At 31.2% G+C, this 13,251-nt stretch carries 16 protein-coding genes; 13 read left to right on the top strand and 3 right to left on the bottom strand.

Annotation, left to right across the window (positions count from 1 at the left end):
* Nucleotides 1–94 precede the first annotated feature (94 nt).
* Nucleotides 95–751, bottom strand: a complete 657-nt coding sequence (locus BX659_RS10420; protein WP_097018733.1) for a transglycosylase SLT domain-containing protein — start codon at nucleotides 749–751, stop codon at nucleotides 95–97.
* Between the two features lie 532 nt (nucleotides 752–1,283).
* Between BX659_RS10420 and BX659_RS19295 the strand changes: the two genes are divergently transcribed.
* Nucleotides 1,284–1,514, top strand: a complete 231-nt coding sequence (locus tag BX659_RS19295) for a hypothetical protein (RefSeq protein WP_216358815.1) — start codon at nucleotides 1,284–1,286, stop codon at nucleotides 1,512–1,514.
* Between the two features lie 236 nt (nucleotides 1,515–1,750).
* Complete coding sequence (locus BX659_RS10410) at nucleotides 1,751–1,966, top strand: DUF378 domain-containing protein (protein ID WP_097018734.1); 216 nt, start codon at nucleotides 1,751–1,753, stop codon at nucleotides 1,964–1,966.
* Between the two features lie 61 nt (nucleotides 1,967–2,027).
* Here the strand turns inward: BX659_RS10410 and BX659_RS10405 are convergent, their stop codons facing one another.
* Nucleotides 2,028–2,618, bottom strand: coding sequence for a TlpA family protein disulfide reductase (locus BX659_RS10405; protein WP_097018735.1), 591 nt, complete (start codon nucleotides 2,616–2,618; stop codon nucleotides 2,028–2,030).
* A 17-nt stretch (nucleotides 2,619–2,635) separates the two neighbouring features.
* Nucleotides 2,636–3,319, bottom strand: a complete 684-nt coding sequence (locus BX659_RS10400) for a cytochrome c biogenesis CcdA family protein (RefSeq protein WP_097018736.1) — start codon at nucleotides 3,317–3,319, stop codon at nucleotides 2,636–2,638.
* Between the two features lie 407 nt (nucleotides 3,320–3,726).
* Between BX659_RS10400 and BX659_RS10395 the strand changes: the two genes are divergently transcribed.
* The 11 genes from BX659_RS10395 to BX659_RS10345 all read left to right on the top strand — a co-directional run bounded on the left by BX659_RS10395 (nucleotide 3,727) and on the right by BX659_RS10345 (nucleotide 13,131).
* Nucleotides 3,727–4,455 (top strand): DUF3298 and DUF4163 domain-containing protein, encoded by a 729-nt coding sequence (locus BX659_RS10395; RefSeq protein WP_097018737.1) that lies wholly within the window; start codon nucleotides 3,727–3,729, stop codon nucleotides 4,453–4,455.
* A 230-nt stretch (nucleotides 4,456–4,685) separates the two neighbouring features.
* Nucleotides 4,686–5,198, top strand: coding sequence for a Na+/H+ antiporter subunit E (locus BX659_RS10390; protein WP_097018738.1), 513 nt, complete (start codon nucleotides 4,686–4,688; stop codon nucleotides 5,196–5,198).
* Nucleotides 5,195–5,437: a monovalent cation/H+ antiporter complex subunit F gene (locus BX659_RS10385; protein ID WP_097018739.1), complete on the top strand. Its 243-nt coding sequence runs from the start codon at nucleotides 5,195–5,197 to the stop codon at nucleotides 5,435–5,437. Before BX659_RS10390 ends, BX659_RS10385 begins: the two co-directional genes overlap by 4 nt.
* Nucleotides 5,427–5,801 (top strand): monovalent cation/H(+) antiporter subunit G, encoded by a 375-nt coding sequence (gene mnhG, locus BX659_RS10380; RefSeq protein WP_253250780.1) that lies wholly within the window; start codon nucleotides 5,427–5,429, stop codon nucleotides 5,799–5,801. Before BX659_RS10385 ends, mnhG begins: the two co-directional genes overlap by 11 nt.
* Nucleotides 5,798–6,037, top strand: a complete 240-nt coding sequence (locus BX659_RS10375; RefSeq protein ID WP_097018741.1) for a Na(+)/H(+) antiporter subunit B — start codon at nucleotides 5,798–5,800, stop codon at nucleotides 6,035–6,037. The genes mnhG and BX659_RS10375 overlap by 4 nt, the downstream gene beginning before the upstream one ends.
* Nucleotides 6,034–6,741, top strand: coding sequence for a hydrogen gas-evolving membrane-bound hydrogenase subunit E (gene mbhE / locus BX659_RS10370; protein WP_097018742.1), 708 nt, complete (start codon nucleotides 6,034–6,036; stop codon nucleotides 6,739–6,741). Before BX659_RS10375 ends, mbhE begins: the two co-directional genes overlap by 4 nt.
* A gap of 6 nt (nucleotides 6,742–6,747) precedes the next feature.
* Nucleotides 6,748–7,083 (top strand): sodium:proton antiporter, encoded by a 336-nt coding sequence (locus tag BX659_RS10365; protein WP_097018743.1) that lies wholly within the window; start codon nucleotides 6,748–6,750, stop codon nucleotides 7,081–7,083.
* Nucleotides 7,080–8,576, top strand: a complete 1,497-nt coding sequence (locus BX659_RS10360; protein ID WP_097018744.1) for a complex I subunit 5 family protein — start codon at nucleotides 7,080–7,082, stop codon at nucleotides 8,574–8,576. Before BX659_RS10365 ends, BX659_RS10360 begins: the two co-directional genes overlap by 4 nt.
* Entirely contained in the window at nucleotides 8,555–10,027 is a 1,473-nt protein-coding gene (locus BX659_RS10355) for a complex I subunit 5 family protein (RefSeq protein ID WP_097018745.1), read from the top strand. The genes BX659_RS10360 and BX659_RS10355 overlap by 22 nt, the downstream gene beginning before the upstream one ends.
* A gap of 7 nt (nucleotides 10,028–10,034) precedes the next feature.
* The gene (locus BX659_RS10350) at nucleotides 10,035–11,597 is read left to right on the top strand and encodes a proton-conducting transporter transmembrane domain-containing protein (protein WP_097018746.1); all 1,563 of its coding nucleotides are present in this window, start codon (nucleotides 10,035–10,037) and stop codon (nucleotides 11,595–11,597) included.
* Nucleotides 11,598–11,877: 280 nt separating this feature from the next.
* Entirely contained in the window at nucleotides 11,878–13,131 is a 1,254-nt protein-coding gene (locus tag BX659_RS10345; RefSeq protein ID WP_097018747.1) for a sensor domain-containing diguanylate cyclase, read from the top strand.
* Nucleotides 13,132–13,251 lie beyond the last annotated feature (120 nt).

The raw sequence follows: 13,251 nt of genomic DNA, 5'->3' as shown, positions 1-13,251 counted from the left end.
TCCCCATAAGATAACACTAAATTTAATTAGCATAATATGTTAAATTAATAAAAGGAGTTTATAGAGCATTCTCTATAAACTCCTTAACTAGTCCCTATTCTAATTGTGAAAATTTATAAGCAAAATACTTGGTAGCTGAGGTACCATATGAATTTATCCTCTTTTTATAATAATTATAACGTCCTAACACTTTAAATAAATAGTTATTATAAAGTTGATCTATATCCTTATTATTAGCACTACTAAAACCTTGATTATAAGAGATAATCACTTTATTAATCTCTCCATCATACTGCTGATAAGCCAAACCCAAATAATATACAGTAAATCTAATCCCCAAATCGGTAGCATCCAACATTCTCCATTTATTATAATCCACATTCATATTCTTAGCAATCCACTTAGCAGTATCTACTCTCATACTAGAAATTCCTATACTCTCTCCCTGATCATAATCAGCCCTAGAGACAAAATTGGTTTCAGTCTCTATGATTGCTGTAATTAATAAGGGATCAATTACTACATCTAATTCCTTAGAATAATAATTTGACCAAGCAACAATAGAATTTGCATACTCTCTTACTCTATCTTTGCTTAAGGTTATATTACTATTATAAGCTATATTATGGATATATTTTATCCTATAAGCTATATAATTTTCTAACACTTGATGTTCATAAGCATAAAGGTCATCACTACAACTTAAAATAATAAAGAACATTAATATAATATATGATAGCCTATATTTCATACTAGAACCTCCTTTATATAGATTTATATATTAATCAAGAATATTTACTGATAAAAAATATATTATAATCTTAGATTAATACTTTTTAGCACTTTTTTCAAGCAATAAATCAAAATATTTTTCAATAGCTATATAAAATTCTTCAATCTAAATAAATTTTCAAGAAATTAATTTACAAATATATCCAGAACAACTGCTAAAAATATATTCACTGAAACTGAAATTTATTCATAATAATGGTTTAATTTGTAATTTAAAACACAGATTATATACAGTTATTTCTTTTTATAGAATAAAAAGGTCATTAATTAGAATCAACTCTAGAAACTAAATCTAAGATTAAGGCTGAGTAAAGCATAAACTACTGCTTTGCTAGTTTTAGACTCAAACTACATCTTAAAACATCACACTATCCCTATTAAATGCAACTTTAAATTAAAATATAATGTATGATTAAAGAAAATTTAAACAATACTAATAAAGGACTCTAATTAAGGAGGGATTAATTATTCAAAATAAAATTAAAGAAGGTATGATTCCTGCTGCCCTTGGTACTGTAGTAACAGGAGTAGGAATAAAGCTTCGTTCTCTTAATCCCACATTAGGTTGGGGAGTTGCTGGCTTTGGTCTAGCTCACATTCTCTTAGGGGGTATAGATTTGGCTCAAAATAGATACCAGCTAGGTGAAATAGTAAGTATCAGTGATGTGCCAGATGAATTAGATGAACTATCCGATGAGATGCCCAATCAAGAAATCTACTAAAATTAGAGTTTAAAAGAAGTCCAGAAATGGACTTCTTTTTCTCATAGAATAGTAATTATCTCCTAATATAATTAAATCAAAATCCCCCTATAATCCGTCAATTTTCTAATAATATAAGATATTGGATTGGCTTCTTGAAAATAATTTAATCTATTAACTTATTTACTAACACCTTTTTGAATATCTCCACCAGCTTTATGAGATAATAATTAAAGAATTAATTATAGATAAAGGAGATGAAAAAAATGGATAGACTTGCTTTATTATTAGTCATCATCGGTGCTCTAAACTGGGGACTTATAGGATTATTTGGATTTGATTTAGTAGCAGCCATCTCTATGACCCGTTTTGGTGACTTAAATCTAATGAGCCGAATTATCTACTCATTAGTTGGATTGGCTGGATTATATTCTATTAGTCTATTATTTAGAGATAGAAATGAGGTCGAGTAACCCTTATATCAAAAGGCTTCCTTGAAATTTCAAGGAAGCCTTTTGATATAATAAATTACACTCATTCACTCATTAAATTTTGCTTAATCTCTTCTAATTCCTCCTTAGTAACTAGTCCCCTTTTAATATATTGAATTTGACCTTGGGGATTGATAAAGTAAGAGGTAGGAATTACAGAAGCACGATAGAGGAATGCAACTTGACGGTCTCTATCCAATAAAATTGGATAATCATATCCCCCAGAGTGCATGAATTTTTTTACATCTTCTTTATCCTCACCAATATTAACTCCTACTACTACAAACTCACCTCTATTTTCTTGATGAAATTCATTCAAATCAGGCATCTCTTTACGACAAGGTGGGCACCATGTTGCCCAAAAATTCAACAATAGATACTTTCCCTGATAATCAGTAAGATGAATATCCTCTCCAGCTAAATTCTCCAAATTGAACTCTGGAGCATAATCACCAATTCCAAGTCCATAAATATCCTCTTTACTCTTAGCTTGAGACTCCTGCTTATCCTTAGAATCTTCTTGAATAAACTCAGAAGGTTGATTATCAATTCCTTGATTATAAATTACCCCTCCGCCAATTCCAAGTAAAATTAATAGAATTACTATGATTAACTTCCAATTACCTTTAAGCATCTTAACCCCTCCTCAGATCAAAAAATATAAAAGTATCTACTCAAAGTTTGCAACTTATTAAAGAAGAGTAGTATCCCAAAGATAATCATTATTATACCGCTGAGTTTAGAGACTAAAGGCAAATATCTATTAATCTGTGGTGATAGTTTTGTAAAACTATTAATAAATATCGCTGTTATTATAAAAGGAATCCCTAACCCTAAAGAATAACATATCAATAACATGATTCCACTATTTAAGGTTGCCTCAGTACCAGCATATAATAAGATTGAAGCTAAAACTGTACCTACACAAGGGGTCCAGCCCGCTGCAAAGGCCATGCCCATAACTATAGAGCTAACCCAATTGCTAACCTCTTTTGGCTCACTAACTCTAAATTGCTTATATAATAAATTAAATTTCATTAAACCACTCATATGTAAACCGAAGATAATTATTAATATACCACTGATCTTTGTAAATAGAGGTTTATAGTAAGCAAAAATTTGCCCAAAATAACTGGCTGAAGCCCCCATTAGGATAAATATAATTGAAAAACCAATTACAAATCCTATAGCCCTAATTAGAGTAAATATCTTCCCCCGTTCTGATGTACTACCTGTTATATAACTTACATAGGCAGGAACAAGAGGTAGAACACAGGGAGAGATAAAAGAGATAAAACCAGCTAAAAAAGCTATAAATATCGAAATTTCCTTCATAATCTCCTCCTTTTAAAATTACCAGTATTACTATCTTTATATTTGGATATTATAATATATCCTCATTAAAAATATATCATATTAACTTTATAAAGACAAAAATATTTATACTCTCTCCAATTATATTTTCTATTAAAGACTATCCAGATATATAATCATCCAACTTAACATTATTTTAAATTCATTCTAAAGTTGGATGACTATATTAGAGAATAAATACTAAGTTTATAAAAAATCCTCATTAAATCTATCAAAACAATCAGCTTTAATAAGTCTGTTCACCTTTAATCCTGCTCCTCTGAGTCTAATTCATTAAAATTATAAGAGGAAGATTAGATATTATCTAGAATTATTAAATATATATAAACTAACAAGAATCATAAGTTTAGACTAGGAGGTAGTTTAAATTGAAGAAAAAATTTTTTATTGGGTTATTGACTGCAATGTTATTATATTCAAATTCTCTTTATGCAATTTCTCCTACAATGCTTAACTCTTATAAATTATCTAGACGCTTAGCAGAGATAAAGATAAAGGAAGAGATAATCAAAAAAGATAATAAATTAATTAAAATCAACTTAAAGATACCAAAAATAAGTGGTATGGCAGATAAAGAGTTACAAAATAAATTAAATAGGACTTTTAGAGATAAAATAATCAGCTTTAGTGATAATTTAGCAACAATGGCTCAAAGATATAGTCAAGATAGTCAAGAATATGATCTACCAATCTACCCTTATCAAGCATCTACTGACTATCAAGTGCATTATAATAAAGATAATCTCCTTAGTTTAACTATTACTTATTATGAATATACTGGTGGTGCCCATGGAAATTACGTCAAAGAAGCCTTTAATATCAATCTTCGTACTGGAAAGAAATTTTCTTTAGCTGATTTATTAGGTAAGAATAATAGTTATCAAAAGACTATTAATAATGAGATTAGAGAGGAGATTAAAGAAAACCAAGAATTATATTTTGCTGATGATGTCCAAAACCTCAAAGCATTGTCTAAGGATTCAAATTTTTATCTTCAAGATAACGACCTGGTTATATATTTTCAGATCTATGAGATTGCACCTTATTCTACTGGAACACCAGAGTTTAAAATTCCTTTAAAGCTATTTGAATTCTAAGGTTACTAATAAAACATCTTCTACCAGTTAGCTATTGATAGAGATATTACAAATTTTTTAGTTTAAGATTAAGAATAAGTTTAAGTACCGTATTAAAGCTATATGTTTTACTTAATCTTATCCTTAGACTCAGATTATCGCATTCTCTTTATTCTATTACTTTTTCATACTAATCTAAAAATAAATTTAATAATTTATCTGCAATATATAAATTATGTTAGGAGGATTTGATGAGAATATTTGATAAAGATAATATATATACAGTTATTCTATTATATGCTGTTTGGATTATTATAACTGGTAATTTCTCTTATTCTTCTTTAATACTTGGACTAGCTATCTCAGCTATTGTCGTCTTATTTATTAATAGCTCCTTTACCCAGCTATTCTCTAAGAAGATACTTACCAAGCCCTGGATATTCTTATGGTATATCTCTTATCTAGGTTTACAAATCTTTATATCCAGTTATAAAGTAGCTTATCTAGTGCTCCATCCTAAACGTCCTTTTAAGTCAGCTATAGTTAAGTTACCAACAGATGTGGGGCAGCAAAATCGCTTAATTAAATTAACGATTCTAGCAAATGCTATCACTCTAACCCCTGGTACAATTACTATGGATTTAAGCACTGAAACTCAAGAGCTATATATTCATTGCTTAAATTTAAAGTCTGACGATGATAGTGAGATTAGAGAAGATATATTTGGTAAATTTGAAGAGATTATCAGGAGGATGTTCCAATGATAGAGATTATAATAATAGTCATCTTAATTTCTGCTTTACTGACATTTTATCGAGTTATTAAAGGACCAACCCTATTTGATAGAATAGCCGCTGCTGATTCCATTGGAATTATGTTTCTTTTGGTCTTAGTGCTCTTAAGTATCTACTTTCAAAGACAAATCTTTATAGATGTGGCTATAGTTTATGCTCTATTATTATTTGTAGATGTATTGATTATGGCTAAATTTTTTGGAAGATAAACAAGGAGGGATTACAATTTTTAAACTACTAGGATATGCTTTTGTGATAAATGGTACCTTCTTCTTTATAGTTACCGCTATTGCTATGCTTAGATTTAAAGACTTTTATACCAGACTACACATCGGCTCTAAATGCTTAACAGGGGGCGGAATCTCGATTCTATTGGGGATTATCTTCTTTAAAGGACTTTCGCTCTATTCTCTAAAATTGGGATTGATAATTATCTTCTTAGTAATTACCAATCCAGTTACTACCCATGCCCTTGCTCGAGCCAGCTATTATTCTAAAAAATTGTCTATTCCAGAAAATTCTAACTTAATCAGAGATGATTTACATAAAAAGAAGAATGGTGGTTTATTATGATCCAGTCAATAATCTATTTATTATTACTTTTTATTCTATTAGCTGCTTTTTTTGCAGTATTTGCCAGTAATTTAATCAGCTCCTTGATTGCTTTATCCATTCTTAGCTCTAATCTTGTTGTTCTATTTGTAATTTTACAAGCTCCTGATGTAGCTCTAGCTGAAGTTGTTATTGCCAGTGGAATTACTACAGGATTTTTTATCATTACCATCGACAAGACAGGAGGAAGAAGATGAGAAGAATCTATATCTTGGCTTTAATCTTGATTTTAGCATCATTATTATTCTTTACTTTCTATGATCTCCTTCACCCTACAGAATTTGAAACTGATAAAACTCAAATTAGTGACTATTATATTGAGCATGGTGTCAAGGAGACAGGAGCTATCAATCTAGTTACTGCTATCTTATTTGATTATCGTGCCTTTGATACCTTAGGGGAAGCAACAGTAATCTTTATCGCTGTCTCTGCTATCTCCCTTTTAGCAACAAAGGAGAGGGTTTTAGTCTCTAATACCAATTTTTCGCCCATTGTCTATCAAGGTATCAGCTTTATCATTCCTTTCTTATACATTCTAGCATTTTATCTAATCTTTTATGGTCATCTATCACCTGGAGGGGGCTTTACTGGTGGTGTAGTAATAGCCACTACCTTTGTTCTATTGAAGATGACCTTTGGTATTAGATATTCAAGAGAGGAAAAATCATTACAAAGAAGATCATTAATCGAGAGCTGTGGGGCAATTGGTTTTATTATTGTTGGAATTCTAGGAATAGTCAGAGGAGATAGTTTTTTAGCTAATGGGCAAGCAGGCTTTGATTTAGGTGTAGCTGGTCAACTGCTCAGCGCAGGAATCATCCCTATTTTAAATCTATTTACTGGAATCAAAGTAGGATCAGGTTTAGCAATTATATTTCATCGCTTAGTAAGGGAGGAGTAATTTAAAGTGCAATTTATTTATCTAGTAGTAATCATTCTATTTTGTTTAGGGCTATATACAATCTTAATGAATACAAATCTAATCAAGATAATTATTGGGATTAATATTATGGATTCATCCCTAGTTCTATTATTAGTAGCTTTAAGCTATAAACCAGCAGGAACTGCCCCAATTATAGATAAACCATACTCTGTTATTGTTGACCCTATCCCCCAGGCTTTAGCCTTAACGGCAATTGTAATTGGAGCTAGCATTACAGCATTAATGTTACTTTTAACAATTAAGCTCCACCGCAACTATAATACCCTTGATATTTCTGAGATTAGGAGGTTACGGGGATGATAACAGCTATTTCCTTGGTAGTAGTTCCTTTATTAGCAGGCTTTTCTTTCTTATTTATTGATAAATATTTAGCAAAATTTCGGAAGTTATTTATCTTAGGCACTGGACTTATTACCCTACTTTTAAGTATAAATTTATTGATACAGGTTAGCAACCATCCTCTTATCTATAATCTTGGTAATTGGAAAGAAGGTATAGGGATAAGTTTAATTATTGACCCTTTGGGAGGAATATTGGCGGTATTAATTGCTTTTATAAGCTTTATTATTATCGCTTATTCTCTAAGCTATATTAAAAACCACCAGCTTAAATACTATACCCTCTTATTTCTATTAATCGCTGGGATGCTAGGCATGGTTCTAACAGGTGATCTATTCAATCTTTATGTCTTTTTTGAAATCACCTCTATTATCTCCTACGTACTAGTAGCCTTTAACAAGGAGGATATCTCTTTTGAGGCCAGCTTCAAATATATGATTATAGGATCAATTAGTGGAATTTTAATCTTATTGGCTATTATCTTAATCTATCAAAGTACTGGAACCTTAAATTTAGCCCAGTTAGTTATAGCAGCCAGAAATATTCCTATACAACTTAAGAAAGTAATTGCAGTTTTAATTCTGATTGGCTTTGGTGCTAAATTCGCTGTAGTACCTTTACATACTTGGCTACCTGATGCCCACTCGACTGCTCCATCTCCAATCAGTGCTTTATTATCTGGAGTTGTAATTAAAGTATTCTTATATGCCTTACTTCGAGTCTTATTTATTCTCTTTAGAATAGAAGAATTATTGGCATTAGACTTTAATAACCTTTTTGTCTATAGCGGAGTAATTACTCTCTTTACGGGGCATCTTTTAGCTTATAGGCAGGATAAGTTAAAAAGATTATTGGCATATTCAAGTATTGCCCAAATTGGTTATATACTGATTGGAGTTGGGTTGTTCAATGCAGCAGGTCTAGAAGGGGCTATCTATCATGTCATCAATCATGCTGTGGTCAAAGGCGTTTTATTTATGACTGCTGGTATCTTTATCCTTAAAAGTAAGAAGAAGAATATTGCTGATTTAAAGGGAATTGCCTATCAATTACCTCTTAGTAGCTTTATCTTTACCATCTCTGCTTTAAATATAGTGGGGTTACCGCCCTTTAATTCCTTTATCAGTAAATGGCTCTTGCTCCATGCTGCTTTAAAGGCAGACTTTATCATACCTGCTAGCTCTATCTTGATTGGTAGTCTAATCTCTTTAAGTTATTATTTGAGAATAATTACCTTATTATATAGTAAAGTAAAAGAGGAGTTAACTTCTATAAAAGTCCCTTATCAACTCCAGTTAGCACCACTGCTTTTGTCACTTTTTTATCTTCCGTTAGCTCTTTTTCCAAACTTTTTATTATTGTTGATAAAAAAAGCTCCCTTATTTTTGTTAAAAACTATTAATTATTATAATATCTTATTAGGAGGAGAAGAATGGATAGGGTTATTTGGCTAATTATCTTGCCATTATTAACTGCTTTTAGTTTAGGATTGCTCAAACTATACTTTAAAAGATATTTCAATTATATTATAATCATTAGCTCTACAGTTCATATCATTTTAGCCTTTGTAGTTGCTAATCAAGCCATCAAGGAACCTATAGTTTATAATCTCGGTAACTGGAGTCCCTTATTAGGTATTACTTTGGTGATAGATTCATTTTCAGCTTTGTTTCTCTTAGCAATTGTAACTTTGGCTTATCTAGTAACTATTTATGCCATCAAATTTATTAAAAGAGATAAGCTAAAATATCACACCCTCTCTTTACTATTATTAACTGGAGCTATAGGAATAGTTATCACAGGAGATTTATTCAATCTATATGTCTTCTTTGAAATAGTCTCTATTAGTTCATATGCTCTAGCAGCCATCAATAAAGATAAAGAGAGCTTTGAAGGAGCCTTTAAATACTTAATCTTAGGTTCAATCAGTGGCATTTTAATCCTATTAGCTATTATCTTAATCTATCAAAGTACCGGGACATTAAATCTTGCCCAAGCTGCTGTTAAATTTAAAGAAGTACCAAGGAATTTAAAGGTTACAATCTTAACCTTTTATTTAATTGGTTTTGCCAGTAAATTTGCTTTGGTTCCTTTACACAGTTATTTGGCAGATGTCTATAGCAAAGCTTCTGTTACCTTTACTGCTTTATCATCAGGGATTGTGCTTAAGACCTCTTTATATGCTTTAATCCGAATTGTTTACATCCTATTTGGTGTGGAATTTATTATAGACAGTGGCTTACAAGATATCTTGATTTATTGGGGAACATTGACCTTTATAGCCGCCCATCTATTAGCCTATCAGCAAAATAGTCTTAGACGCTTATTGGGATATTCTAGTATTGCACATATGGGCTATATTATTATGGCCTTTGCTTTAGCAAATAAAGGCGGAATTATAGCAGGAAGCTATCATCTGACTAATCATATAGTAATGAAGGGAGCATTATTCTTAGCTACTGGTATCTTTATTTATAATCTTAAAGATGACCAGATATCTAAACTTAAAGGGATAGGAAAAACTCTACCCTACTCCTCTTTAATCTTTACTATAGCAGCTTTAGCTATTATTGGTCTGCCTCCTTTTAATGGCTTTGTGAGTAAGTGGTTGATTATTAAACAAGTTCTAGAAGCTAACTACTCTATACCTGCCTTTTTAATCTTGATTGGCAGTCTATTATCATTGATTTATTATCTCAGGGTAATTAAAGAGTTATACTCTAAAGCTAATGATGATAAAAGTCTAGTTAAAGAACCCCTAATATTAAAGTTACCAGCTTTAACTCTAGGTCTATTCTGCTTATTACTGAGTCTATTGCCTAGTTTTGCCCCTAAATTACTGGAAACATTACCAGAGTTTTTAATAAAACAAAATAACTATATCAATCTTTTACTAAGGAGGTAAAGTAAACATGAACCCTGGAATCATCTATCTTCTTGGTGCAGGAGTATTATTCTTCACTAAGGATAAATTAAGACAGTCTATCGCTATAGCTCTGTCTATCATAGCAATCATAGCTATTTATACTCTACCTGTTAGCCAAGGATTGACAATCCCCTTTTTAGACTTTAATTTAATCTTATTAAAGGTTGATAAGATTAGCAAGCTAATTGGATTAGCCTTTGCCTTCTTTGGGCTATGTAGTACGATTTATGCTAGTAAGTTAGCTGATAGAAAGTATTATACCTTATCCCAACTATATATCGGTAGCTCAATAGCTATTCTATTTGTAGGAGATTTCTTTTCCTTTTATATCTGTTGGGAGCTGATGACTATAAGTTCTTACTTTTTAATCTTCAATAATGAACAGCCCATCACTAAACAGACTAGCTATTATTACTTTATCATGCAGATGGTGGGAGCAGTTAGCCTTTTATGGGGAATCTTATTACAATATACTCAAACAGGTAGTCTAGAATTGACAAGTATAGAGTATGGCTTACCCTTCTTTTTATTAGCGGTAGGAATTAAATTGGCCTTTATCGGCTTGCACACCTGGTTACCTCAAAATTATAGCAATGTCCCCTTTCATATTAGTGTGCTCTTATCAGCCTATACCACCAAGATAGGGGTTTATGCCTTATATAGGCTTTTAAGTGGAACTAAGCTTTTAGGGTATGCAGGTATCATTACTGCTATATTAGGTGTACTCTTCGCCTTAAAACAGACCAAAGTACGTAAGCTCTTATCCTATCATATCATCAGCCAAATCGGTTATATGATTACTGCAATTAGTGTGGGGACAGCTTTGGGAGCAAGTGGAGGGATTGTCCATCTAATTAATAATGTTCTTTATAAAGGGCTATTATTTATGGTAATTGGAGTGATAATTTATAGGACTGGTAAGGAAGACCTTATAGAACTAGGTGGTTTGGCTAAAAAGCTTCCTTTATTGACCTTTTATGCCATTGTGGCAGCTCTATCGATTGCTGGAGTCCCCTTCTTTAGTGGACATATTAGCAAATTAGTCATTAAAAAAGCTGTCCATGACCAGATTTTAAGCTGGGGACTATATCTAGCAGGGATAGGGACCTCTCTTTCCTTTTTAAAGGTAATTTACTTTGCCTTCTTTAGAGAACTGGATGAAGAGGTTGAACTTAATGAAAGATCAGATAAAGCTATGCTTTTCAGTATGGGCTTAATTACCTCTATATTGCTATTGATTGGTTTAAAGCCTCATCTCTTAACAGATCTTCTGGCCTTAGATATTAAACTTCATTACTTCTCTCTAAAGTATATCTGGAAAGGTGTAGAACCTATCATTATAGCTATCATCATCTTTAAGGTAGCCCATGATCTTATCGCACCCCATCATCATCAAGCTAGAAATATGGATATCTATCCTTTATTAGCTAGAGGAATAAACTATCTTAGTAAAGCTTTAAGTTATATCCATAATGGTGATTTAGGTAGGTATCTTCTTTGGGTAATAAGTACTTTACTTATTCTCTGGATCAAGTTATTATCAGCTTAATATTTATTTAAGGGTGCCAGTTGGCACCCTTATTTCATTATCTCTTATCATAAATATACAACCAACTTAAAAATATCGCAATATACCCATAAACTTTCACTTTAAAGCTATCTTTATATAGAAATACTCTGATATAGACTTACTAAGATTAACTTCTAATCTTTCCATATTGGTATCCTTTTAATATTAATTACTATTATTAAAAGGGGTTTATTTATTAATGTCGAAATAAGTAGTTATCAGGTTAAACTTAACACGTTATGTCAAGGAGGGATAGCTTATGAATATAGTAAATGATAATTTTTATTCAAATAAAAACTTATTGAAGATATCAGTCATTATTGTGGTGTCATTTATAGTCAGTACCAAAAACTATCTATTATTCCATACTATTTTGGAAGGATGGGCAGTGATAATCTCTGCTATTATATATATAATAGCTAATAGAACCTATAAACACTCTAAAAATAATTATTTACTATTTTTAGGTATAGCCTATCTTTTTGTAGGGATATTAGATTTTTTTCATCTTATTACTTATAAAGGATTGGCTATATTTGATAATTTAACAGCTAATCAACCTACTCAATTATGGATAGCTGGACGTTATCTTGAAGCTATCTCTTTAGCTAGTGCTCCTTACTTTATTAATAGAAAATTCTCAAAACAAACTGTTACTTTAATATATTCTTTGCTTACTTCCTTCTTAATAATCAATATTATCTGGTTAAAGAGCTTTCCTGACTGCTTTATCCAAGGAGATGGTTTAACTAGCTTTAAGATCATTAGCGAGTATATTATCTCGATCATCTTAATAGCTGGTATCTATAACTTCTATATTAATAAACAAAATATTCGTTATTCTATATATAAACTACTCTTATTCTCCATAATCTTTACAATCTTATCAGAGCTGAGTTTTACCCTATATAATGATGTTTATGGAGTTATGAATTTTATTGGTCATATCTTTAAGTTAATCTCATACTCTCTAATCTTCCATGAGATTGTTATTAAAGGAATAGAGCTCCCTTATGATAGAATCTGTTCTGAATTGAAGAAATCAGCACATACTGATTCTCTTACTGGTCTTTATAATCGTAAAAGCTTTATAGAAAAATTAAAAGATATATATTCTAGGGATAAAGCTTCACCTTTAGTTATTTTAATGCTAGATTTAGATAACTTTAAAATGATAAATGATAAATATGGACACCAGACAGGTGATGTGGTGCTCCAGGAGTTTGCTCAATTAATAGAGACCAATATCAGAAAATCTGATATGGCCTGCCGTTTAGGTGGTGATGAATTTACAGTAATTCTAAGAGCTAGTGAAGAAGAGACAGCACAGATAATTAAAAGAATCAGGGATTCAATTAAAGCTTGGAAAGAGGGGGATTCAACTCTGAAATCTTTAGGAGTAAGTATAGGATCAGCCCGATTAAAGGATGGATACAGCATAGATGATTTAATTAAAGAAGCCGATAATAATATGTATGAGGAGAAGGAGAATAAAGATTATAACTATAGATAAAGATAAGCAGCACACAGTGACTAGTTGATATGTTCCAGAACATCGTTTACGGTAAAAATTCCAAGACATCGTTTATTCACTAGTGATTATTTTGTTACAGGACATCGTTTATATTTTATA

The sequence above is a fragment of the Orenia metallireducens genome, assembly GCF_003001995.1.
Lineage (GTDB): Bacteria > Bacillota > Halanaerobiia > Halobacteroidales > Halobacteroidaceae > Orenia > Orenia metallireducens_B.
This window is presented reverse-complemented; position numbering and strand designations above follow the sequence as displayed.

Coding starts and splice junctions, on each gene's coding strand:
- BX659_RS10350 (WP_097018746.1), top strand. CDS start 10,035: ATGAACCCTGGAATCATCTATCTTCTTGGTGCAGGAGTATTATTCTTC.
- mbhE (WP_097018742.1), top strand. CDS start 6,034: ATGAGAAGAATCTATATCTTGGCTTTAATCTTGATTTTAGCATCATTA.
- BX659_RS10385 (WP_097018739.1), top strand. CDS start 5,195: ATGATAGAGATTATAATAATAGTCATCTTAATTTCTGCTTTACTGACA.
- BX659_RS10405 (WP_097018735.1), bottom strand. CDS start 2,618: ATGCTTAAAGGTAATTGGAAGTTAATCATAGTAATTCTATTAATTTTA.
- BX659_RS10400 (WP_097018736.1), bottom strand. CDS start 3,319: ATGAAGGAAATTTCGATATTTATAGCTTTTTTAGCTGGTTTTATCTCT.
- BX659_RS10355 (WP_097018745.1), top strand. CDS start 8,555: ATGGATAGGGTTATTTGGCTAATTATCTTGCCATTATTAACTGCTTTT.
- BX659_RS10420 (WP_097018733.1), bottom strand. CDS start 751: ATGAAATATAGGCTATCATATATTATATTAATGTTCTTTATTATTTTA.
- BX659_RS10390 (WP_097018738.1), top strand. CDS start 4,686: ATGAGAATATTTGATAAAGATAATATATATACAGTTATTCTATTATAT.
- BX659_RS10410 (WP_097018734.1), top strand. CDS start 1,751: ATGAAAAAAATGGATAGACTTGCTTTATTATTAGTCATCATCGGTGCT.
- BX659_RS19295 (WP_216358815.1), top strand. CDS start 1,284: ATGATTCCTGCTGCCCTTGGTACTGTAGTAACAGGAGTAGGAATAAAG.
- BX659_RS10345 (WP_097018747.1), top strand. CDS start 11,878: ATGAATATAGTAAATGATAATTTTTATTCAAATAAAAACTTATTGAAG.
- BX659_RS10375 (WP_097018741.1), top strand. CDS start 5,798: ATGATCCAGTCAATAATCTATTTATTATTACTTTTTATTCTATTAGCT.
- BX659_RS10360 (WP_097018744.1), top strand. CDS start 7,080: ATGATAACAGCTATTTCCTTGGTAGTAGTTCCTTTATTAGCAGGCTTT.